The sequence below is a fragment of the Sphaerotilus sulfidivorans genome (assembly GCF_013426975.1).
In the GTDB taxonomy this organism is placed as follows: Bacteria; Pseudomonadota; Gammaproteobacteria; order Burkholderiales; family Burkholderiaceae_C; genus Sphaerotilus; species Sphaerotilus sulfidivorans.
On record NZ_JACCPY010000029.1, the window covers coordinates 1 to 21,264 of the forward strand.

Annotated in this window: 20 protein-coding genes and 1 pseudogene; 11 read left to right on the forward strand and 10 right to left on the reverse strand. The window is 71.1% G+C overall.

What is annotated here, in order from left to right; all coding sequences use genetic code 11:
• Positions 1–711: DNA mismatch repair MutL family protein (locus HZU84_RS15300; RefSeq protein ID WP_473964402.1), on the forward strand; the 711-nt coding region annotated here is incomplete at its 5' end.
• 24 nt (positions 712–735) lie between these two features.
• Here the strand turns inward: HZU84_RS15300 and HZU84_RS15305 are convergent.
• From HZU84_RS15305 to HZU84_RS15320, 4 genes are all read right to left on the reverse strand, one after another.
• Positions 736–3,315 (reverse strand): GspE/PulE family protein, encoded by a 2,580-nt coding sequence (locus tag HZU84_RS15305; RefSeq protein ID WP_149502714.1) that lies wholly within the window; start codon positions 3,313–3,315, stop codon positions 736–738.
• A gap of 124 nt (positions 3,316–3,439) precedes the next feature.
• A complete protein-coding gene (locus HZU84_RS15310; RefSeq protein ID WP_149502713.1) occupies positions 3,440–5,056 on the reverse strand; it encodes a hypothetical protein in 1,617 nt (538 codons plus the stop codon).
• The gene (locus tag HZU84_RS15315; protein WP_219340962.1) at positions 5,053–6,276 is read right to left on the reverse strand and encodes an ATP-grasp domain-containing protein; all 1,224 of its coding nucleotides are present in this window, start codon (positions 6,274–6,276) and stop codon (positions 5,053–5,055) included. The genes HZU84_RS15310 and HZU84_RS15315 overlap by 4 nt, the downstream gene beginning before the upstream one ends.
• Before the next feature lie 2 nt (positions 6,277–6,278).
• Positions 6,279–7,856 carry a pyridoxal phosphate-dependent decarboxylase family protein gene (locus HZU84_RS15320; protein ID WP_149502711.1) on the reverse strand — a complete coding sequence of 526 codons (1,578 nt, stop codon included), beginning with the start codon at positions 7,854–7,856 and terminating at the stop codon, positions 6,279–6,281.
• 113 nt (positions 7,857–7,969) lie between these two features.
• Here HZU84_RS15320 and HZU84_RS15325 point away from each other — a divergent pair, with 113 nt between their 5' ends.
• Positions 7,970–9,439, forward strand: coding sequence for an 8-oxoguanine deaminase (locus HZU84_RS15325; protein WP_149502710.1), 1,470 nt, complete (start codon positions 7,970–7,972; stop codon positions 9,437–9,439).
• A gap of 44 nt (positions 9,440–9,483) precedes the next feature.
• Here the strand turns inward: HZU84_RS15325 and HZU84_RS15330 are convergent, their stop codons facing one another.
• The 3 genes from HZU84_RS15330 to HZU84_RS20685 are packed head-to-tail and all read right to left on the reverse strand — an operon-like array spanning position 9,484 to position 10,943.
• Positions 9,484–9,900, reverse strand: a complete 417-nt coding sequence (locus HZU84_RS15330; RefSeq protein ID WP_149502709.1) for an NUDIX domain-containing protein — start codon at positions 9,898–9,900, stop codon at positions 9,484–9,486.
• 21 nt (positions 9,901–9,921) lie between these two features.
• Positions 9,922–10,797: a hypothetical protein gene (locus HZU84_RS15335; RefSeq protein ID WP_149502708.1), complete on the reverse strand. Its 876-nt coding sequence runs from the start codon at positions 10,795–10,797 to the stop codon at positions 9,922–9,924.
• A 20-nt stretch (positions 10,798–10,817) separates the two neighbouring features.
• A complete protein-coding gene (locus HZU84_RS20685; protein WP_256365885.1) occupies positions 10,818–10,943 on the reverse strand; it encodes a hypothetical protein in 126 nt (41 codons plus the stop codon).
• Positions 10,944–11,170: 227 nt separating this feature from the next.
• Between HZU84_RS20685 and HZU84_RS15340 the strand changes: the two genes are divergently transcribed.
• The 9 genes and pseudogenes from HZU84_RS15340 to HZU84_RS15380 form a co-directional block, all read left to right on the forward strand.
• Positions 11,171–11,923 (forward strand): GntR family transcriptional regulator, encoded by a 753-nt coding sequence (locus HZU84_RS15340; protein WP_149502707.1) that lies wholly within the window; start codon positions 11,171–11,173, stop codon positions 11,921–11,923.
• A gap of 132 nt (positions 11,924–12,055) precedes the next feature.
• Entirely contained in the window at positions 12,056–13,111 is a 1,056-nt protein-coding gene (locus tag HZU84_RS15345) for an ABC transporter substrate-binding protein (protein WP_375139039.1), read from the forward strand.
• Positions 13,112–13,138: 27 nt separating this feature from the next.
• On the forward strand, positions 13,139–13,969 hold the full coding sequence (locus tag HZU84_RS15350; protein ID WP_149502706.1) for an ABC transporter ATP-binding protein: 831 nt from the start codon (positions 13,139–13,141) through the stop codon (positions 13,967–13,969).
• On the forward strand, positions 13,966–14,733 hold the full coding sequence (locus HZU84_RS15355; RefSeq protein WP_149502705.1) for an ABC transporter permease: 768 nt from the start codon (positions 13,966–13,968) through the stop codon (positions 14,731–14,733). The genes HZU84_RS15350 and HZU84_RS15355 overlap by 4 nt, the downstream gene beginning before the upstream one ends.
• Positions 14,734–14,749: 16 nt before the next feature.
• Positions 14,750–15,262, forward strand: a complete 513-nt coding sequence (locus HZU84_RS15360) for a nucleoside deaminase (RefSeq protein ID WP_244954420.1) — start codon at positions 14,750–14,752, stop codon at positions 15,260–15,262.
• A 105-nt stretch (positions 15,263–15,367) separates the two neighbouring features.
• Complete coding sequence (locus HZU84_RS15365; protein ID WP_149502704.1) at positions 15,368–16,339, forward strand: isopenicillin N synthase family dioxygenase; 972 nt, start codon at positions 15,368–15,370, stop codon at positions 16,337–16,339.
• Positions 16,340–16,428: 89 nt separating this feature from the next.
• Complete coding sequence (locus tag HZU84_RS15370) at positions 16,429–17,259, forward strand: urease accessory protein UreD (protein WP_149502703.1); 831 nt, start codon at positions 16,429–16,431, stop codon at positions 17,257–17,259.
• Between the two features lie 256 nt (positions 17,260–17,515).
• Positions 17,516–17,710 carry a hypothetical protein gene (locus HZU84_RS15375; RefSeq protein ID WP_180692988.1) on the forward strand — a complete coding sequence of 65 codons (195 nt, stop codon included), beginning with the start codon at positions 17,516–17,518 and terminating at the stop codon, positions 17,708–17,710.
• Between the two features lie 146 nt (positions 17,711–17,856).
• Positions 17,857–19,068, forward strand: a pseudogene (locus HZU84_RS15380) (patatin-like phospholipase family protein); the annotation flags it as partial.
• A 101-nt stretch (positions 19,069–19,169) separates the two neighbouring features.
• Here the strand turns inward: HZU84_RS15380 and HZU84_RS21005 are convergent.
• The 3 genes from HZU84_RS21005 to HZU84_RS15395 all read right to left on the reverse strand — a co-directional run bounded on the left by HZU84_RS21005 (position 19,170) and on the right by HZU84_RS15395 (position 21,205).
• Positions 19,170–19,520, reverse strand: coding sequence for a ComEA family DNA-binding protein (locus HZU84_RS21005; RefSeq protein ID WP_246607403.1), 351 nt, complete (start codon positions 19,518–19,520; stop codon positions 19,170–19,172).
• Positions 19,521–19,728: 208 nt separating this feature from the next.
• Positions 19,729–20,880, reverse strand: coding sequence for a lipopolysaccharide assembly protein LapB (gene lapB, locus HZU84_RS15390; RefSeq protein WP_149502700.1), 1,152 nt, complete (start codon positions 20,878–20,880; stop codon positions 19,729–19,731).
• Entirely contained in the window at positions 20,870–21,205 is a 336-nt protein-coding gene (locus HZU84_RS15395) for a LapA family protein (protein WP_149502699.1), read from the reverse strand. The genes lapB and HZU84_RS15395 overlap by 11 nt, the downstream gene beginning before the upstream one ends.
• Positions 21,206–21,264: the final 59 nt, after the last annotated feature.

The window sequence follows — 21,264 nt, forward strand, 5'->3', positions numbered from 1 at the left end:
TCGCATCACCGTGGGTCGTCAGTACAACGTGCTGTTCGATGTCTTCACCTCGACCTACGCGTCCTTCCGCTACTCGCCCTACATCGAGGCCTTCAAGCCGGAGATCGGCTTCTCGCGGGGCGCGCGCTGGCGCAGCTCGGCGGCGTCTATGTGCTGGCGGAGAACCGCCACGGCCTGATCGTCGTCGACATGCACGCCGCGCATGAGCGCATCGTCTACGAACGGCTCAAGCGTGCGGTGTCCGAGACGCACGGCGATGGCGAGGCGCAGGCGCTGGCCTCGCAGCCGCTGCTGATTCCGGTCACCTTCGCGGCCACGCCGGCCGAGGTGGCAGCCGCGGAAACCCATGCCGACACGCTGCAGCAGCTCGGTCTGGATGTCGCGCCGCTGTCGCCGGGCGTGCTGGCGGTGCGGGCGGTGCCGGCGGCGCTGCAGGGTGCGGATGCGGCCGCGCTGGCGCGCTCGGTGCTGGCCGATCTGGCCGAGCACGAAGGCAGCACGCTGGTGCAGCGCGCCCGCGACGAGCTGCTGGCGACGATGGCCTGCCACGGCGCGGTGCGCGCCAGCCGCCGGCTCACCGTCGAGGAAATGAACGCGCTGCTGCGCGACATGGAGCGCACCGAGCGCGCCGACCTGTGCAACCACGGCCGGCCGACCTGGCGCCAGGTCACGCTGCGCGAACTCGACACGCTGTTCCTGCGCGGGCGCTGACGCCCGCGCGCCGCCGGCGCACGCTCAGTCGCAGACGCCGCGCACCTCGTCGAGGCTGACCAGCCCGGCCAGCATCTTCTCGACCGCATCCTGGCGCAGCGTGCGCAGGCCTTCCTGCAGGGCCTGGCGGTGCAGGTTCCAGGCCGGCGCACCGGCGCGGATCATGCGGCGCAGCTCGCGGCTGACGAACATCAGCTCATGCGCGACCGCACGCCCGCGCAGCCCGGTACCGCGGCAGCGCTCGCAGCCGGCGCTGTGGTAGCGGCGCAGCTTGCCGTCGCGGCCGTGGCGGGCCAGCCAGTCGGCACGCAGCTGCTCGCGCGCCTCGTCGGCCGCCTCGACATGACCGCCGTGGAAATGGCCCTCGATCCATTCGGCGATCTCGGGCTCGCGCGCGGAGCGGCTCATGCGGCAGCTGCTGCAGAGCCGGCGCATCAGGCGCTGCGCATGCACCGCCTGCAGCGTGTCGCCCAGCAGCCAGCGGTCGACGCCCAGGTCGAGCAGGCGCTGCACCGCCTCGGCGGTGTTGCGGCCGGTGGTGGTGGCCAGCACCAGCCGGCCGGCGGCCGCCGCCTCCAGCGCGAGCTGCGCGCTGTCGACATCGCGCAGTCCGTCGATCGCGATCACGTCGGCATCGGCCTGCAGCACCGCCTGCAGCGCGGCGGCCATCGGCCGGCCGGCGCGGGCATCGACCTCGATCTGGCGCACGCCCGGCAGCGTCGCCTCCAGGCGTTCGCCCAGAGAGACGATCTTGCGCTCGGGCTGGTTGAGCCGGCTCAGCTCGGCCAGCAGCGTGGTGGTGCGCCCGGAGCCGGCCGGACCGACCCCCAGGATCAGGCCACCGCCCGGGCGCTCCAGCAGCGCGCCCAGGCGCTCCTGGTCGGGCACGCTCAGGCCCAGGGCCTCGAACTTCAGCGCCTTGAGCCGGGTCGGCAGGCCGATGACGATGTCTTCCATGCCGCCGTGGGTCGGCAGCGTGGTCACCCGCAGCTCGATGCGGTGCTGCGGCATCAGCCGCGCAAAGGCCAGCCGGCCCGACTGCGGCCGGCGGTGCTCGGCCACATCCAGCTCGGCCAGCGACTTGATGCGCGCCATCAGCCCGGTGCGCCAGCGTCCGGGCAGCTCGGTATGCGGCTCCATGCGGCCGTCACGGCGCAGCCGCACCCACAGCTTGTCCTCGCTCGGGTGGTTCTCGATGTGGATGGCGCTGGCGCCCTTGCCCATCGCATCGGCCACCAGCGTGACCAGCAGCTGCTGCACCGGATGGTCACGGCCGCCACGGTGGCCCTCCGCCTCGCGAGGTTCACCCGCCGATCGGGCGCTGTCGGCCGATGCGGGCGTCGACCCGGTCGACGCCGGGGTGGCTGCGGCAGTGGCGACCGGCGTGTCGGCCGCTTCCGGATCGACCGGCACCGGCAGATCGGCATAGGCGCGCTCGATCGCCGCCTTCAGGTCGCCCGCGCCGGCCAGCGCCGGCGCGATCGCGCAGCCGCTGAGCTCGGCGAGCTGCTCGAGCACCGCCTGGCGCGACACGTCCTGCATCGCCACCACCAGCCGGCCGGCACGGTGCACCAGCGGCAGCACCTCCAGCACCCGGGCCGTCTCCAGCGGCAGCCGCGCCAGGGCCTCGTTCTGCGGATGGAAAGTCGTCAGGTTGACGACCGGATAACCCATCTTGCGCGCCATCGCCACCCGCAGCTGCTGCGGCGTGACCCAGTCGCGCTCGAGCAGCACCTCGCCGAGCGGCTGCACCCGCTCGCTGACCTGCTGGCCGAGCACCTCGTGGAGCTGCTCCTCGCGCAGATAGCCCAGCGCCACCAGCGCCTCGCCCAGGCGCACCATCGGCATGCGCGCCTGCTTGTCGAGCGCGGCCAGCAGCTGGTCGGGCGTGACGATCTGGCGCGCGACCAGGATCTCGCCGAGCTTCTGCCCGCGCGAGCGCTTCTGGATCTGCATCGCCTGTTCGACCTGCGCCGGCGTGACCGCGGCCTCCTCGACCAGCAGCGCGCCGAGCCGCTCGCCCAGCACCGCCCGGTCATAGGCCGCACGCGGCAGCAGACTGCACTGGACGGCGCCCCGGTCGTCCAGCGGCATGAACAGGAACAGGCCGACCTCGTTCTCGACATGCCCGACCGTGACCCCGCCGAAGCTGCCGCCCCCGGCCAGATGCACGGTAAAGGGCTGGGCCGGATGATGCTCGAGCACCTGCGCCTGCGCCTCGCTGAGCGGCTCGGCCGGCGCCGGCAGACCTTCGCGGCGCGACAGCGGCAGGATCGGCGCCTGCAGCGTGATGCGACGGATCTGGTCGAAGCGCATCGGCAGCGACACCCGGTCCGGCGGCACCTGCACCCGGGCGATGCCGGCGGCCGGCTCCAGCGCGACCAGCAGTCCGCTCATCAGGTTGCCGCTGCGACCCTCGATCTCGACGGTCAGCGGCTCGCGCTGCGGCTCGGCCGGCGGGTAGGCGGCAAACGGCGGCATCGGCCAGACGAAGGGCGCGGCCGCCGCGCGGCGCGACCGGGCGGCCGGGGCCAGCGCGGACCGCAGCGAGGCAGCGCCCGCCTCGGGGGCGGGCTGGGAGGGAAGCTGGGACAGGTCGGACATGGGCGTTCCAGAAGGGGCGGCAAGGCTCTCGGCGCGATGCTAGGCAGGTCGTCCGGCGGGCGAAGGCCGGAAATGAGCCCCCAATGCGGTGCTGCGGCCCGCGTCCGTACCACGCACCCGGCGATCAGAGCCGGGAGATCAGCCAGGCCAGCTTGTCCAGCGCCAGCCGTGCCTGCGTCAGCGCCTCGGCGGTGCCGCGCGCGCCGGCGGTGGCGGCCGAGATGTCGCGTGCGCCCACGCACAGGCGCAGCGCGGTCAGCGCCTGGCCGTCACGCACGCCGCAGACCACCGGCTGACCGATCTGGAAGCGCAGCTGCGCCAGCAGCGGCACACGCTCGCCCGCCTGGGGCTCGCGCATCTGCCGGTACAGCCAGGCCATCTCCTCCGGACGCAGCGGCCGCCAGGACGGTCCCTCGCGCCGGCGCAGCAGGAAGGGAAAGATCGTCGGCTGCAGATCCCAGGAGGCGGTGTCGGCACCGCGGGTGCGCCAGTCGCGCGAGCGTGCCAGCGGGGTGACCGGCAGCGGCTCGAAGACCGGATCGCCGGTCAGCCGCTCCGAGACCGCGTCGCCCCACTCGCGCAGGAAGCCGGACACCGCGGCCTCCGGCACCTCGCGCAGCCGGCGCAGCTCGGCCAGCGCCGCCTCCCAGCGCAGCAGCAGGCCCGGGTTGGGGCTGCCGGGCAGCTCGCGCGCGCCCGGCCAGGACCGGGGCCAGTCGCCGCGGGCGCTGTAGGCCCGCAGCGAGCGCAGCGGCCGGCGCCGCGCCCGCGCCGCCAGCGCCGGCGGCAGCAGCAGCGCCGCGCTGAAGACCGGCCCGCCCAGGAACTTCGAGCCGGTCAGCGCCACGCCGAAGTCCTGGCGCAGGCAGGCCGCCACCGAGGCCGGCGCCAGCCGGAACTGGCAGGCATCGACCAGCACCTCCAGCCGCTCGCCCCAGCGGTGGCGCAGCCGCAGCGCGCAGGCCGGCGACGGCGCCACCAGCCCGGTCTTGGACACATCGACCAGCACCAGCAGGCAGCGCCGGCCGGCGCGCAGGATGCGCTCGGCCTCGGCGGTGAAGTCCGCATCGATCTGCTCGACCGAGCGGGGCCGGCCGTCCATCTCGCGCAGCGCGACGGTGCGCGGCGCCTCCATCGCGCTGCCGGGCAGGGCCAGGCCGGGCACCACCGTCGCACCCTGGGCGCTGCGGGTGTTGAAATGGCGCGCGGCCAGCGCCTTGGGCACGCCGCTGCCGGTCTCGGCCGGATCGGCCATCAGCGCCTGCAGCGGCGCGGCAGCCTCGTCGCCATCGGCCAGCAGCTGGCTGGCGATCAGGTGCAGATCGGTGCCGGAGGCCGACAGCACCACCTGCGTGCCGGGCACCTGGTCCGCGCCGGAGAGCGCCAGCAGCTCGGCGCGCACCCGGTCGACCTCGCCCGGCCAGCAGCCCGGATCGGCACCCAGGCGCAGCATCAGCCGCGAGGCCGCCTCGAAGCCGCGCGCCGACACCACCGACGCGGTCGACGAGCCCAGCGCGATCAGCCCCGGATCGGGCCGGGACGGACAGCCGTAGAGGTTCAGGCCCTGCGCATCGAGCTGCAGCCGCGTGTCGCCGCCCTGCGTCAGCCAGTAGGCGGTCGCCTCGGCCAGCTCGGGGTCGTCGATCAGCGTGGAGGCGGTGGCCATGGCGGCATGCGAGCGGGTGGACAGCAGGGTGCACAGGACGATGGACGAGGCGCGGTGCTCGATCTGCGCCGTCATCGGCCGGCCTGCCGCACCAGCAGGGCCCGGAAGGCCTGCCTGACACGCCGCATCGCCGGATGCTTGTACGGGAACATCTCTTCCGGATCCATCGAGTGCACCACCGCGCCCGGATCGACCTCGAAGACCAGCAGACGGCCGTCGGGCATCTCGGCGCAGTCGATCACCAGGTAGTCCAGGCCGAAGCGCGCACCGATGCGGCTCAGCGCCTCCGCATGGCGCGCGCCGAAGCCGGTGTCGAAGCCGGTCATGAAATCGGCCTCCTGCTGGCGCTTGAGCGGGCAGTCGGTCATGCCGGCGTTCAGGTAATGCACCATCCAGTGCGAGGACACGCCCAGATGGCCGGCAAAGGCCTGGTCACCGACCAGCACGACGCGGCACTTGCGGAACTGGCCATCGGCGCCGCGGTAGTCGATGAAGCTCGACAGGTAGAAGGCCTCGCCGGCGGTCGCCGCCAGGTAGCCCGCCAGCGCGGCCGGCGTGTCGACCTTCTCCAGGTCGTGACCGGCATGCGAGTCGAGCGGGCGAATGATCAGCGGCCAGGCGGCATCGGGCAGCAGCGTGCCCAGCGGGCGCCTGCCCTCGGCCAGCTCCTGCAGCACGCCGCGCTCATGCAGCGCGGTGGCCGGCATCAGCAGGCCCGGCACATCGTGCAGCATCTGCCAGGCCTCGTCGCGCGAGGTGTGCAGGATGGCGCCCGGCCGGTTGACCTGCCGCAGGCCCCAGCGCGCGCGCTGCGCCTCCAGGCGCGACAGCAGCGGGCGGCTCGCGGCCGACTCCGACACCGCGGTCCACACCACATCATGCGGCGGCAGCGTCTCGGGCAGCGGCTCGCCCGGCAGCAGGTAGAGCATCGACAGCTCGATGTCGCTGCCCTCGCACAGGAAGGGCAGCGGCGCGTTCGTCATCAGGTCGCCGGGCATCATCAGCGCCAGCAGCCGCAGCGGCCGCCCCTGGGCCGGCGGGCACGGCGCCGCCAGCCGGTACAGGCGGCTGACCTGCAGCGCCTGCGCCTGGGTGGCCAGACCGACCTCGCGCAGGCCCTGCAGGAACAGCGCAGTGGAGAGATCCATCAGGGCCTCGGCATCGTCTTCATCGGCACCGGCACGATCGATCAGCGCCTGCGCCAGCGGTCGCAGGTCGGTGCCGCGAAAGGCCTGCGTCATCAGCGTGGCCAGACCCAGCAGCGGCTTGCGGGTGGCGATCGGGGAAGCGGTCACGGTCATCGGGAGCTTTCGTCGGAAAGGGTCGGCAGGCCTGAACCGGACACCCGCGCCTGCCGCAGGCGCAGTCGTCCGAAGTGATGCAGGGCCTCGAGCAGCAGGTCGAGATCGGCCTCGACGGTGCGGTGATTGACCAGCGCGACGCGCACCGCGGTGAGCCCGCCGATCGTGGTGGTGGACGGCGCGGCCACGCCGCTCTCGTGCAGGTCGGCGACCAGCTCGGCGTTGAGCGCGTCGAGCGCGGCCTCGTCGAGTGGCTGGCTGTCGACCCGGTCCGCCGCCGCGCCGACATAGCGCAGGCAGACGATGTTCAGCGCCACCGGCGCGAGCCGCTGCAGCCGCGCGTCGGCATCGACCCGCTCGGCCAGCCGGCGCGCCAGGCGGCAATTGGCCTCGATCGCCGCGCCCAGGCGCTCGCGGCCGTGGGCCATGACGGTGAACCAGACCTTCAGCGCCCGGAAGCCCCGCGACAGGTCGGGGCCGAGATCGCAGGGCCAGGGCGAACCCGCCGCCAGCCCGCGCGGATGGCGCGCCAGATAGGCCGCCGGCGAAGCGAAGGCCGCCAGCTGCGCCGACTGCTCGCGCACCAGCACGAAGCCGGCATCGTAGGGCACCTGGCCCCACTTGTGGAAGTCCAGCGCCAGCGAGTCGGCCCGCTCGATGCCGGCCAGGCGCGGCGCCAGCGCCGGCGACAGCCGCGCCAGCGCGCCGAAGGCGCCGTCGACATGGAACCAGAGCCGCTCGGCCGCGCACAGCGTGGCCAGCGCGTCCAGATCGTCGATCGCGCCGACATCGACCGTGCCGGCGGTGCCCACCACCAGGAAGGGCTGCAGGCCGGCGGCACGGTCCGCCGCCAGCATGCGGCGCAGCGCGGCGACGTCGATGCGGTGATCGGCGTCCACCGGCACCCGGCGCAGCGCCGCGCTGCCCAGCCCGGCGATCGCCATCGCCTGCGCGACGCAGCCGTGCGCGGCCGCGCTGGTGTAGGCCACCAGCCTCAGGCCGTCCGCGCCCAGCCCGTCGCGGCGCGAGTCGACGCCCAGCGCGCGGGTGCGCGCCACCAGCACGCCGATCAGGTTGGCGGTCGAGGAGCCGGTCACCAGCAGGCCGGAGGCAGTGTCGGGAAAGTCGAACAGCTCGCGCATCCAGTGCACCACCTGGCGCTCGACCTCGAGCGGCATCTGGTCGCGCCCGCCGACATTGGCATTCAGCCCGGCGGCGAGCATCTCGGCCAGCAGGCCCTCGGGCGTGCCGGCGCCCTGCACCCAGCCCATGAAACGCGGATGCGCGTTGCCGACCGCATGCGGCAGCACCTCGGCCAGGAAGCGCTGGTGCAGCTCGGCCACCGGCACCGGCTGCGCCGGCAGGGGCTCGCGCCAGCGCGTGCGCAGCGCCTCGGGAATCGGCCGCCAGACCGGCTGCTCGCGCAGCGTGCGCAGGTGGCCGATCATGTCGTCGAGCATGCGATGGGCCTGGGCGCGGAAATCCTCCCAGGCGGCCGGATCGGCAGGATCCAGCGAAGTCGGCTGGATCGGCAGGGTCGGCAGGGTCGGGGAACCGGCGGCGGTGTCAGTCATCGTGACACGAGGTTATTTGCCGGATCGGGAAAACATTAGGAGGATGAGAACGGGAAAGCCGGCCCGCCACGACGGATCGCGGCAGGGCACAGGGCTTGCTGGACAATCGCTTCATGAGCATGCCCGCCGCCCTGCCCCGCCCGCTGCTGGTCCATCAGGCCGACCTGATCGCCACCTTCGACGACACCCGCCGCGAGCTGCGCGGCGCGAGCCTGCTGATCCGCGGCGAGCAGATCGCGGCGATCTACGCGGCGGGCGAGGTGCCGGCGCCGATCCTCGACGAGGTGCGCGCCTGTGGCGAGTTGATCGACGCGCGCGGCCATGTCGTCACGCCGGGGCTGGTGAACACGCACCACCACATGTACCAGAGCCTGACCCGCGCCGTTCCCGCCGCGCAGAACGCCGAGCTGTTCGGCTGGCTGAAGACGCTCTACCCGATCTGGGCCGGGCTGACGCCGGAGATGGTGCAGGTCTCGACGCAGGTGGCGATGGCCGAGCTGCTGCTGTCGGGCTGCACGACGAGTTCGGACCACCTCTACATCTACCCGAACGGCGTCACGCTCGACCACCAGATCGAGGCGGCGCAGCAGGTCGGCATGCGCTTCCACGCCGCGCGGGGCAGCATGAGCGTGGGCGAGTCGGCGGGCGGCTTGCCGCCGGACCACCTCGTCGAGCGCGAGGAGGCGATCCTGGCCGACACGCAGCGGCTGATCGAGACCTACAACGACAACGGCCGCTACAGCCGGCTGCGCGTGGTGGCGGCGCCGTGTTCGCCGTTCTCGGTCAGCCGGGAGCTGATGCGCGACTCGGCGGCGCTGGCCCGCAGCCTCGGCGCGCGGCTGCACACCCACCTGGCCGAGAACGACCACGACCTCGCCTACAGCCAGTTCAAGTTCGGCATGACACCCACGGAGTACGCCGAGAGCGTCGGCTGGCTGGGCGAGGACGTGTGGCACGCGCACTGCGTCAAGCTCGACGCGCACGGCCTGGCCCGCTTCGCCGCGACCGGCACGGGGGTCGCGCACTGCCCGTGCAGCAACATGCGGCTGGCATCAGGGATAGCGCCGGTGCGGCGGATGCTGAACGCGGGCGTGCCGGTCGGCCTCGGCGTGGACGGCAGCGCGAGCAATGACGCGGCGCACCTGCTGAACGAGGCGCGTCAGGCGCTGCTGCTGGCGCGGGTCGGGCGGGCGATGCAGCCGCCGGAGAGGGACGCGGGCGGCGTGCTGCGCTACGGCTGCGACCTCGGGCCGGCGGAGATGACGGCGCGGGATGCGCTGGAAATCGCCACGCGGGGCGGCGCGAAGGTGCTCGGCCGCGATGACATCGGGCACCTGTCGGTGGGGATGGCGGCCGATCTGGTGCTGTGGTCCACGGGCGGGCTGGCGATGGCCGGCGGCGCGGTGCATGACCCGCTGGCGGCGCTGCTGCTGTGCGCGAGTCCGTCGGTGGCGTGGAACATCGTCGGGGGGCAGGTGCTGGTGCGTGAAGGCCAGCTCACGACGCTGGATCTGGGGCCGCTGGTGGAGCGGCATGATCGGTTGGCACGGACGCTGGTAGAGCGCAGCGGCACGCCGGGCTGACCGCCGCCGTCACCCTCGCGAAGGCGAGGGCCCACGCCCCGCCGTCACCGCCGCACCTCGTGGCTGCCCGCTTGCGCGGGCATGACGATGCGTGATGACCCGCCTAGAAAGCGCCCGATGATCTGCACATGACTGGCATAGATCTCGTGAGAGGTCGCCTCACGGTAGACGCCCAGTTCGACAATCTCGCTGTCAGGCTCAGGCGTCCCTCGAGCCAGGATGTGGAAGACATGGTGCTGGTGGTGCCGGCTTTCATGTTCGAACAGGAACGCCGCCGCGCAGGAGTCCAGCCCGGTTTCCTCCTTGAGTTCCCGGATGGCAGCGCAGATGGGCTGTTCGCCGCGCTCAATGCCACCACCGGGCAGCATGAACAGGTCTGCCCGCATCCGCACCAGCAGAATGCCCTCGCCCGTCTCGACGATCACCGTGGCTCTTGGCCGCTTCTTGTTGATGTGGGACATCTGGTTCTCCCGCTCGACGGTTCATCCCACCCGACACGGAGGGCTGTCATCCTGCTCGGTCGCGCCCAGCATCAGGAACTGTCCTGTCCACATCGCCTCCGTCGCATGGATCCGCCGAGAATTGCCCTGGTTCCAGGTCAATTCACGCCAGTCCTCGATCACATCCTCGACGAAGACCGGGGTGTAGTCGGGCAGGTCCTTCGGGATCAGATAGGCCGCCAGCGGAAACGGCTGGTCGGCACGGACAAAGAACCAGTCCTTGACCAGCACCCACGGATCGTCGTCCGCGGCCAGAGGATGGTCGAGCGGATGGAAATCGCGCCGGTCACCGCTCCACCAGATCTCGCCGGTGTCCTGATGCTGATAGACGATGTACTTGAACTCGCCTTCTTCCGGCGCGGGCGCAGCGTCGCGCAGCAGCGGCCGGAAACCCTGGCGACTGGCAGCCTGCATCATCTGTAGATTGCGCGCCGTGCGGATGACGGGCAGACCACGCGCATTGCCTTCGCGCTGCTCGCGGTGATGCAGGAAGACGATGTGGCGGGCCCGCCCGGTGGAGAAGACGCAGGCATGCGGATCATCCAGGAACAGCGCCTTGGCCAGAACATCGCTCATCCTGTCGAGATCGAAGATTCGGCGCTTGCACTGGCGGCAATGCCGGTCGGTCGAATCCGGATAGATCGCCTCGAGCTGATCGGGCGTCAACGCCATCGGACAGTGCACGGTGTGCAGGAAAGTGCCGTCATCGGCATACAGGGCACTGGTGGTGACGTCGTAGATCATGGCGGACGGTGCGGCATGGCGGACAGGGGCACCAGAATAAGCGCCTGAAAAGCAAAAATTCTCCAGTGGCCGCAGCAGCGCATGACGCGCGTCACGGGTGAGCCGCGCCTGCACGCCACGATCAGCCCCGAATGTCACAGCGAGCTGGTCTCGATGCTGTCGGCCGTGTTCTCCAGCAGGCGCAGCACGCCGGTGCGCACCAGCTGGGTGGCCCAGATCAGCAGCGCGATCGCGGCGAACAGGTTCAGCAGATGCAGCATGATCCCCCCTTCGGAGCCAGCCCGGCCACCGCGCCCGATTTTCCAGTCCTCGGGAATGCGCCGATGGCGTGCACATGCACCAACTGTATACAGTCGAATGCACAGTTTTCGGGAGTTCCTGAAAACCGGGTCGTGAAGTGCTGCGACAGACTGGCCTCCGTATTGCGTATGTCACCGGCATGTTCCGGTGGATCTTTCGGAACCGATTTTTTCATCATGAGTCGTTCATGAGTCGTGCCAGCTCCCTGATGCCCAAGGCCCTGCAGGCCGATGCCAGCCCTCCGGCCGAGGGCGACAGCGCCGACCCCGGCGCCACCATGACCCGGCGCATCGCCGAGGCGATCACCGCGGCGATCGTCGAGCGCCGGCTGATGCCCGGCACCAAGCTGGCCGAGCAGCCGATCGCCGACATCTTCAAAGTCTCGCGCACCATCGTGCGCCAGGCGCTGATGCAGCTCAGCCGCGACCGGCTGATCACGCTGGAGCCCGCACGCGGCGCCTTCGTCTCCCGCCCGAGCGTCGAGGAGGCGCGCCAGGTCTTCGGCGTGCGCCTGATGCTCGAGACGGCGATGGTGCGCCAGCTCGCCCGCGACATCACGCCGGAACAGGTCGAGGAACTGCGCGCACATCTGCGCGCGGAGGCCTCGGCGGTGCAGCGCACCGACGTGCCCGGGCGCACCCGGCTGCTGGCGGACTTCCACATCATCCTGGCGCGCCAGCTCGGCAACGAGGTGCTCGCGCAGCTGCTGGCCGACCTGCTGTCGCGCTCATCGCTGATCTCGCTGATGTACCAGTCCTCGCATTCGGCAGAGCACTCGCAGGCCGGCCATGTGCAGATCGTCGACGCACTGGCCCGCGGCGATGCCGACGAGGCGGTGCGGCTGATGGAGGCGCACATCGCCGAGGTCGAGAGCAATCTGCGCCTGCACCCGCGCATCGACGATCTCGCCACGGCGCTGGCCTCGGCCGCCAGCCCCTGAATCCCGGATCGACGCGCCCACCGGCTCGCGGGGCCGTCAGCGGCAGGCCCGGACCGGACCCGCGCGGTTCATCCGGGTGTGCATGGATATTGCAAGCCAGGTTCCCCGCAAACTGTATACACCTCGGAGCCCATGACGATGTCCGTTCTCTCGCCGATCCGACGCACCGCGATGGTGCTTGCCGCCGCCTCGACGCTGGGCCTGCTCGCCAGTCCGGCACACAGCCAGGAGACCCCGGTCAAGTTCCAGCTCGACTGGCGCTTCGAGGGACCGGCCGCGCTGTTCCTCGCGCCGGTGGCCAAGGGCCACTTCAAGGCCGAGAAGCTCGATGTGACGATCGATGCCGGCAATGGCTCGGGCGGCACCGTCACCCGCGTGGCCTCGGGCACCTACGACATGGGCTTCGCCGACCTGGCCGCGCTGATGGAGTTCCACGCCAACAACCCGACAGCGCCGAACAAGCCGGTCGCGGTGATGATGGTCTACAACAACACGCCGGCGGCGGTGCTGGCGCTGAAGAAGTCGGGCATCAAGACGCCGGCCGACCTGAGCGGCAAGAAGCTGGGCGCGCCGGTCTTCGACGCGGGCCGCAAGGCCTGGCCGATCTTCGCCAAGGCCAACGGCATCAGCAGCGTGGCCTGGACCGCGATGGACCCGCCGCTGCGCGAGACCATGCTGGTGCGCGGCGACATCGACGCGATCACCGGCTTCTCGTTCACCTCGCTGCTGAACCTGGAGGCGCGCGGCGTCAAGACCGAGGATGTGGTCGTGCTGCCCTATCCCGCGCACGGCGTGAAGCTCTACGGCAACGCGATCATCGTCGGCGAGGCCTTCCTGAAGAAGAACCCGGAGGCGGTGAAGGCCTTCCTGCGCGGCTTCACCAAGGGCGTGAAGGACGTGATCGCGGATCCGAAGGCCGGCGTGGCGCTGGTCAAGGCGCGCGACGGCATCATCAACGCCGACCTGGAGCTGCGCCGGCTGAAGCTGGCGCTCGACGCCTCGGTGCTGACGCCGGATGCCCGGGCCGAGGGCTTCGGCGCGGTCAGCGGCCCGCGCCTGAGCCTGATGGCCAGCCAGGTGGCCGACGCCTTCGCCACCAAGGAGCGCATCAACCCGGACGCGGTCTGGAACGGCAGCTTCCTGCCCTCGGCCACCGACCGCAACATCTTCGCCACCGCGAAGAAATGACCGCAATGACCGCACAGGACTGATGCGATGACCGCCTTCGTCGATTTCAAGGATGTCTGGCTGGCCTACAACGACGAGCTGCTGGCCCAGCAGCAGTTCGCCGTCGAGGACATCAACCTGCAGGTCGGCGAGGGCGAGTTCATCGCCATCGTCGGGCCCTCGGGCTGCGGCAAGTCCACCTTCATGAAGCTGGCCACCGGCCTGAAGCGCCCGAGCCGCGGCACCGTCACCATCGGCGGCCAGGAGGTCACCGGACCGCTGAAGATCACCGGCATGGCCTTCCAGGCGCCGAGCCTGCTGCCCTGGCGCACCACGATCGACAATGTGCTGCTGCCGCTGGAGATCGTCGAGCCCTACCGCTCGAGCTTCAAGCAGAAGCGGGCCGAGTACCGCGAGAAGGCGCGCCGGCTGCTGGCCAGCGTCGGTCTGGCCGGCTATGAGGACAAGTTCCCGTGGCAGCTCTCGGGCGGCATGCAGCAGCGCGCCAGCATCTGCCGCGCGCTGATCCACGAGCCGAAGATGCTGCTGCTCGACGAGCCCTTCGGCGCGCTCGACGCCTTCACCCGCGAGGAACTCTGGTGCGCGCTGCGCGACCTGCAGGCCGCGCAGAAGTTCAACGTCATCCTGGTCACGCACGACCTGCGCGAGAGCGTGTTCCTGGCCGACACGGTCTACGTGATGAGCAGGAGCCCGGGGCGCTTCGTCGTCAGGCGCGAGATCGACCTGCCGCGCCCGCGCGACCTGGAGATCACCTACACGCCAGAGTTCACCGCCATCGTGCATGAGCTGCGCGGCCACATCGGCGCGATGCGCAAGCCCGTCGCCGGCCTCGCCCCCGCCTCGGAGATCGCCCAATGAACGCCCGCCAGATGGAACGCTGGTCGCCCTGGATCCTGCTGGTCGCGGTGCTGCTGCTGTGGCAGGCGCTGTGCTCGGCCTTCGGCATCTCGGAATTCATCTTCCCGAGCCCGGCGGCGATCGGCGCGGCGCTGGCCGAGCATGCCGCCACCATCGCCGGCCACGCCTGGCGCACCTTCTGGGTGACGATGGCCGGCTTCGGCCTGTCGATCGTGGTGGGCGTGCTGCTGGGCTTCCTGATCGGCAGCTCGCGCGCGGCCTACGCCGCGGTCTATCCGCTGATGACCGCCTTCAACGCGCTGCCCAAGGCCGCCTTCGTGCCGATCCTGGTGGTGTGGTTCGGCATCGGCATCGGCCCGGCCATCCTGACCGCCTTCCTGATCAGCTTCTTCCCGATCATGGTCAACATCGCCACCGGCCTGGCCACGCTCGAGCCCGAGCTGGAGGATGTGCTGCGGGTGCTGGGCGCGCGGCGCTGGGATGTGCTGGTCAAGGTCGGGCTGCCGCGCTCGCTGCCCTACTTCTACGGCTCGCTGAAGGTGGCGATCACGCTGGCCTTCGTCGGCACCACGGTGTCGGAGATGACCGCGGCCAACGAGGGCATCGGCTACCTGCTGATCTCGGCCGGCAGCTCGATGCAGATGGGGCTGGCGTTTGCCGGGCTGGTGGTGGTCGGCGCGATGGCGATGGTGATGTACGAGCTGTTCTCGGTGGTGGAGAAGCGCACGACCGGCTGGGCGCATCGCGGCTCGAACGCGCACTGAAACGTGAAAAAGGCGCATGATCGTGCCCATGCATGCCTTCACCACGCCCGACCCGACGATGGAGCAGATGCTGCTGCACCTGCGCCAGGCCAGCGACATCGCACGCGCCGCGATGGAGCAGGGCCATCACCCCTTCGGCGCGCTGCTGGTCGGCCCGGACCATGAGACGGTGCTGCTGATCCAGGGCAATGTCGACAGCGTCAACCATGCCGAGGCGGTGCTCGCGCGCCAGGCCGCGGCCAAGTTCGACGCCGAGCTGCTGTGGAACTGCACGCTCTACACCACCGTCGAGCCCTGCTGCATGTGCTCGGGCACCCAGTACTGGGCCGGCATCGGGCGGCTGGTCTACGGCATGAGCGAGACGCGGCTGCGCGCCACCACCGGCCGCCATCCCGAGAACCCGACGCTGGACGTGCCCTGCCGCGAGGTGTTCTCGCGCGGCCAGAAGCCGATCCGCGTCTGGGGGCCGATTCCCGCGATCGAGGACGAACTCGCTGCAGTGCACGCGCGCTTCTGGCTCGGCCGCTGAGCGGTCCGCCCGCCCGCGATCGGTGCATCGCGCGCGCAAGCGGCTGGCATGGCTCGTGCGATTCTTCGTGACGAATATCTCATTTTTCGCCATCAGGAGCGCCCCATGCCGGACAGCCCGCTGCCGGTGATCGATCTGGCCCCCAGCTTCGGTCACGACCCCCAGGCCCTGCACGCCATCGCCGCCCGCATCGACGCGGCCTGCCGGCGCGACGGCTTCTTCCACGTCACCGGCCACGGCGTGCCGCTGGCGCTCAGCCACCATCTCTTCATGCTGTCGCGCCGGCTGTTCGCGCTGCCCGAGGAGGTCAAGCGACGCTGGCATGTCGAGCTGTCGGGCGGGCTGTGCCGGGGCTACGACCCGGTGGGCTGGCAGGCGCTGGAATCGGGCCGCCCCGCCGACCTGAAGGAGAGCTTCTACCTCGGCGTCGACCGCGGCCCCTGGGACGCGCTGGTGCGCGCCGGCACGCCCAACCACGGCCCGAACCAGTGGCCCGACGAGGCGCTGGTGCCCGGATTCCAGGCCACCGTCGAGGCCTACCAGGCGACGATGACCCGCCTCGGCCGCCACCTGATGGGCCTGATCGCGCTGGCGCTGAAGCTGCCGCGCGAGCATTTCGAGCCCTTCCAGCGCAATCCGATGCCGGTGCTGCGGCTGCTGCACTATCCGCCGCAGTCGGCCAGCCGGCTCGACGGCCAGATCGGCTCGGGCGCGCACACCGACTGGGGCGGCCTGACGCTGCTGGCCCAGGACGAGTCCGGCGGCCTGCAGGTCCAGCGCGAAGGCGAATGGATCGACGTGCCGCCGATGCCCGGCACGCTGGTGGTCAACCTCGGCGACCTGATGCAGCGCTGGACCAACGACCGCTACCGCTCCTCGCTGCACCGGGTCGTCAACCGCCACAGCGGGCGCGAGCGCTTCTCGATCGCCTGGTTCCACGACATCGACTACCACGCCCAGGTGGCCGCCCTGCCCGGCTGCCATGACGCCGGCGATCCGCCGCGCTATGCGCCGATCACCGCCGGCGAGCACATCATCGAGATGTACCGTCGCACCACGCTGCCCGAGGCGGCCTGACCCGGTCCGATGCAGGACCACTGCGCCAGGCCGGCCCGCTACACTCCCGCCCTTTCGCCTCTGCCACCCGCCCTTTCCTCGACACGCCCATGAGCTGGCCCGGCCGCCTGAACCTGCACTACACCCGCGATGGCGAGCGCACGATCGCGCTGGACCGCCACCATGGTCCGCTGCGCGTGCTGCAGCGCCTGTACCCGGAAGGGCCGGGCATCTGCCACCATGTGCTGGTGCATCCGCCCGGCGGCATCGTCGGCGGCGACACGCTCGAGATCGAGGCGCAGCTCGAGGAAGGCACGCATGCGCTGATCACCACGCCCGGCGCGACCCGCTACTACCGCAGCGCCGGTGCGCCCGGCATGCAGCAGGTGAAGGCCCGGCTGGCCGACCATGCCCGGCTGGAATGGCTGCCGCTGGAGACGATCGCCTACCGCGACTGCCATGCGATCAACCGGATGCGCTTCGACCTGGCGCCGAAGGCCGAGATGATCGGCTGGGATCTGCTGGCGCTCGGTCTGCCTGCCGCAGGGGAAGCGTGGAGCCGGGGCCGCTACCAGCAGCACCTGGAACTGCCCGGCGTCTGGCTGGAGCAGGCTCGCATCGACGCCAGCGACACGCTGCTGCTCGACGGTCCGCTCGGCTGGGCGGGCCGACGGGTGCTGGGCACGATGTGGTTCGGCAGCGGCGAGACGATCGGCCGGGAGCGCACCGCGCGACTGCTGGAACTCGCTCGCGATCGGCTGTCAGCCTCGCCGCTGGCGGACAGCGCCGGAGTCAGCGCGGTCCATGACCGGGTGATCGTGCTGCGTGCACTGGCCGAACGGGTCGAGCCGCTGATGCAGCTGCTGGTGGCCGTACGCGCTGGATGGCGCCAGGACGGCTGGTCGCTGGCCGAATCTGCGCCCCGGATCTGGCGGACATGACATGAACAGCTGCACACCTTTTGATCAGGGTTTCCACTGATCAGATCCTGAATCCCTGAATAGAATGGTGCCGTACCGCCCCAGGCGTGACATCCGATCGATGCCGGGACGTCACCTCGATTCGGCCGCAACGCCAGGGAAGCCCGACATGTTCTCTCTCACTTTCTGCGCATCGCCACGCCTGTCGCATCGGTCGCTGAGACGGACCGCGGCGGGATCGGCGCTGAGCCTGCTGGCTTGCACCGCTGCCTGGGCGGTGCCGTCCCATCAGGCTGCACATCAGGTCGCACATCCGACGCTGCCCGCACAGCCGACGGTCGCCGCTTCGGCCAGCACCGGTGCGCTGTCGGACGGCGAGTCCCATCCGGCGGCGCTGGCAGCCGCGGGCCTGCTCTCGATCGCGCTGCTGCAGCACCGGCTGATGCGCCGCCAGCGCCATCCCCACGACTGACAGCACCGGCTTGCGGCAGCAGCACGCAAGCGCAAGCCACCGCCCCAGGCGGAGGACTGGCCCCGGAGTCGGGCGGTTTTCGGCCGACCTCCAGACAGGCTGCCGATAGACTGAAGAGCATGGACAAGGCCACCTCGCTGCCGGCGATGAGCTCGCCGCCTCCCGTCCGGTCTCAGCCGCGCACCGGGCTGCTGCTGACCGGCGGTGGTGCGCGTGCGGCCTATCAGGTGGGCGTGCTGCGAGCCATCGCCGACATCGCCCGCGAGGTCGGCGCGCCGACGCACAGCCCCTACCAGATCATCGCCGGCACCTCGGCCGGCGCGATCAACGCCACCGCCCTGGCCTGCCAGGCCGACCGCCATGACGCGGCGGTGCGCGAGATCGCCGATGTCTGGGCGCAGTTCCGCTCCGAGCAGGTCTACCGCACCGACTCGCTGGGCGTGCTGCGCACCGGCGCGCCGTGGCTGACGATGATGTCCTTCGGCTGGCTGCTGCACCGCTGGCGGCGACTGCGCCCGCGCTCGCTGCTGAACAACGGCCCGCTGGAATCGCTGCTGCTGCGCATGGTGCGCTTCGACCGACTGCAGCGGCTGATGAACGACGGCCATCTGGATGCGCTGGCGGTGACGGCCTCCAGCTACACCAGCGGCGAGCATGTCACCTTCTACGAGAGCCGCGAGAACATCGCGCCCTGGAACCGCTCGCAGCGCATCGCGGTGCCGGCACGGCTCGGGGTACGCCACCTGCTGGCCTCGGCAGCGATTCCCTTCGTCTTTCCGGCGGTCGAGCTGCCTTGCGGCGAGCGCACCGGCTGGTTCGGCGACGGCTCGATGCGCCAGGCTGCACCGATCTCGCCCGCGGTGCATCTGGGCGCGGAGCGCATCCTGATCATCGGCGCCGGCCGCATGCACGAGCCGCCGGGCGCCCATCTGGAAATCAGCGGCTACCCGACGATCGCGCAGATCGCCGGCCATGCGATGTCGAACATCTTTCTCGACGCGCTGGCGGTCGATGTCGAGCGGCTGCAGCGCATCAACTCGACGCTGGCGCTGCTGCCGCCGCAGGCACGGGCAAAGACCACGCTGAGACCGATCGATGCGCTGGTGATCGCGCCCAGCCAGCGTCTGGACGAGATCGCAGGACGCCATCTCGACAGCCTGCCGCTGACCGTGCGCAGCCTGCTGCGCGGCGTCGGTGTCAGTGGCCGGGGCACCTCGGCACGCGGCGCAGCGCTGGCCAGCTACCTGTTGTTCGAGTCGGGCTACACCCGAGAGCTGATCGCACTGGGCGAGGCCGACGCGATGGCGCGGCGCGCCGATGTCCTGAGCTTCTTCGGCTGGCAGCCGGACGCCGGACAGCGCCCCCCGCCCCCCCCGTGCCCGGCTCGCCGATGGCCATGCGGCGCGCCCCGCGCTGCCGGCCTGCGTCGACAGCGGCACACCGGCGCAGCCGCTCACGGTCAGGGCTTCTTCACCGGCGTGAGCGCCGTCGTCGCGGGGCCCGCCGCAGCGACAGGCGTGGTGGCTGGCGCGGCGGGCAGGGCGAAGGCGCTCCCGTTGACCGTCAGCCCGCCGCTGGAGAAGCGGGTCGCGGAGGCCTGCTTGATGCCCTTGACGCGCTCCATCACATCGGCCCAGTCCCGGAACGGACCCTTCTTGCGCTCCTCGAGAATGCGGCCGGACATCGCAGGGCCGATGCCCTTGATCGACTCCAGCTCGGCCTGAGAAGCCTTGTTGATGTCGGTGGCCAGACAGGTCACCGAGGCCAGGGCCAGCGCCAGGCCAGCCAGCAGATTGCGGATCGTCATCATCGTGATGCTCCCGGACCCCGTGCGGGGGTGGTTCGCGGACAGGGATGATCCGCTCGCAGCGGGGCGGATCGGTGGCGCCGGCGGCACGGATGCCGGCGTGGGTCCACGATAGGAGCGCGGTCAGCCGCGGCGCATCCCCATCAGGAGGGCCCTCTTCCGGGGGCCCTCCGATGGGGGACACGGCCTGTCCGCTTCAGCGGGATGGAGGTCAGTGATCCTCGAGACGGCGCGGCGGGAAGGTCTCCCAGCCCTGGCAGCCGGGACACTGCCAGAAATACTGCTGCGCCTCGAAGCCGCAGGCCGCGCAGCGGTAGCGCTGCAGCGGTCGCAGCGCCTGCGCGACGCTGCCCTGCACCGCCTGATGCTCCTCGACCGACAGCGCAGCGCCTTCGGGCTCGCGCAGCAGCCTCAGCACCGGACCGAGGCCGGGCTGGACCTTCATGTGATCGAGCAGCCGCCGGCGACGCGAGGCCGGATCGGCATCGAGTGCAAGCAGCGCGGCCAGCAGGTCGGAGGTCGGCACCTGGCGATGCAGCTCGGACAGCGCGACACGGGCCTCGTCCGCGCGACCGCAGGCCTGCGCACTGGCCGCGAAGTCCGCCGCGATGACCGACAGGGCACCCGGCGACAGCGCCACCAGCGGCAGCCAGGCCTGCAGCGCCTGCTCATGCGCACCGGCACGCGCCGCACGCTGGCCGGCCAGCACCAGGGGCCGGGCCGCCTGCGGCGCGGCCTGGCGTGCCTTGTCGAGCGCAGCACGCGCATCGTCACCCTGGCCTCGGGCATCGGCCTCGAGCGCCAGCTCGCACCAGTAATGGGCGAGGCGAGGCGCAAACGATCCGGCCGCCACCGCCTCGAGCTGGCGTGCCACCTCGATCGCGGCCTTCCAGTCGCGCGAGCGCTCATGCAGCGTCAGCAGCGCCATGCGGGCATCGGTCGCGAAGGCGGAGCCCTCCAGAGCCCGGTAGGCCGCCTCGGCCCGGTCGAACAGGCCGGCCTTCAGGAAATCCTGCGCCAGCGCGTACTGGGCGCGGTCGCGCTCGGAGGTGGGCAGGTCGGCACGTGCCAGCAGATGCTGGTGCACCCGCACCGCCCGCTCGTACTCGCCTCGGCGCCGGAACAGGTTGCCGAGCGCGAAGTGCAGGTCCGAGCTGCCCGGGTCATGCTGGACTGCCTCGATGAAGGCATCGATGGCCTTGTCCTGCTGCTCGTTGAGCAGCAGGTTCAGGCCCTTGAAATAGGCGCGCGGAGACGACTCGATGTCGCGTTTCCACTGGCGCATGTCCAGGCGCGAGGCCAGCCAGCCCAGCCCGAAGGCCAGCGGCAGGGCCAGCAGCAGCCACTGCAGGTCAAAGTCCATCGCGGGGGGGAGCGCCCAGGGGTACGTCAGGCAGGACAGGAGTGACGCCGGACAGCGCCGGCACGGCCGCGGTGGTGGTGGTCACCGGGGTCTGCGGCTCGGTCGAGGCCCGGGCGCGACGGCGCTGGCGCCACCAGTTCGGCATCATCGCCAGGACCCCAAAAAGCGCACCGGCGGCAAAGACCACGAGCACCATCAGCACCATCGGTGCACGGAACTCGAAGCCGAAGAACCAGCGGATCCGGGCCTCGTGCTGATTGTTCAGCGCGAAGGCGAACAGCACGAAGAAGATGGCGGCTCGAAATAGCCAGGAGAAGAATCGCATCGCACCGGGATTCTAGTGCGTGTCGTGCGGGATGCGCCGCGCGGGGTGCGCGGCCGTCC

Bases quoted from the DNA above. Each gene is read 5' to 3' on its own strand.
- HZU84_RS15305 (WP_149502714.1), bottom strand. From the start codon at position 3,315: ATGTCCGACCTGTCCCAGCTTCCCTCCCAGCCCGCCCCCGAGGCGGGC.
- HZU84_RS15310 (WP_149502713.1), bottom strand. From the start codon at position 5,056: ATGACGGCGCAGATCGAGCACCGCGCCTCGTCCATCGTCCTGTGCACC.
- HZU84_RS15320 (WP_149502711.1), bottom strand. From the start codon at position 7,856: ATGACTGACACCGCCGCCGGTTCCCCGACCCTGCCGACCCTGCCGATC.
- HZU84_RS15325 (WP_149502710.1), top strand. From the start codon at position 7,970: ATGAGCATGCCCGCCGCCCTGCCCCGCCCGCTGCTGGTCCATCAGGCC.
- HZU84_RS15330 (WP_149502709.1), bottom strand. From the start codon at position 9,900: ATGTCCCACATCAACAAGAAGCGGCCAAGAGCCACGGTGATCGTCGAG.
- HZU84_RS20685 (WP_256365885.1), bottom strand. From the start codon at position 10,943: ATGCTGCATCTGCTGAACCTGTTCGCCGCGATCGCGCTGCTGATCTGG.
- HZU84_RS15340 (WP_149502707.1), top strand. From the start codon at position 11,171: ATGAGTCGTGCCAGCTCCCTGATGCCCAAGGCCCTGCAGGCCGATGCC.
- HZU84_RS15345 (WP_375139039.1), top strand. From the start codon at position 12,056: ATGACGATGTCCGTTCTCTCGCCGATCCGACGCACCGCGATGGTGCTT.
- HZU84_RS15350 (WP_149502706.1), top strand. From the start codon at position 13,139: ATGACCGCCTTCGTCGATTTCAAGGATGTCTGGCTGGCCTACAACGAC.
- HZU84_RS15355 (WP_149502705.1), top strand. From the start codon at position 13,966: ATGAACGCCCGCCAGATGGAACGCTGGTCGCCCTGGATCCTGCTGGTC.
- HZU84_RS15360 (WP_244954420.1), top strand. From the start codon at position 14,750: ATGATCGTGCCCATGCATGCCTTCACCACGCCCGACCCGACGATGGAG.
- HZU84_RS15365 (WP_149502704.1), top strand. From the start codon at position 15,368: ATGCCGGACAGCCCGCTGCCGGTGATCGATCTGGCCCCCAGCTTCGGT.
- HZU84_RS15370 (WP_149502703.1), top strand. From the start codon at position 16,429: ATGAGCTGGCCCGGCCGCCTGAACCTGCACTACACCCGCGATGGCGAG.
- HZU84_RS21005 (WP_246607403.1), bottom strand. From the start codon at position 19,520: ATGATGACGATCCGCAATCTGCTGGCTGGCCTGGCGCTGGCCCTGGCC.
- lapB (WP_149502700.1), bottom strand. From the start codon at position 20,880: ATGGACTTTGACCTGCAGTGGCTGCTGCTGGCCCTGCCGCTGGCCTTC.
- HZU84_RS15395 (WP_149502699.1), bottom strand. From the start codon at position 21,205: ATGCGATTCTTCTCCTGGCTATTTCGAGCCGCCATCTTCTTCGTGCTG.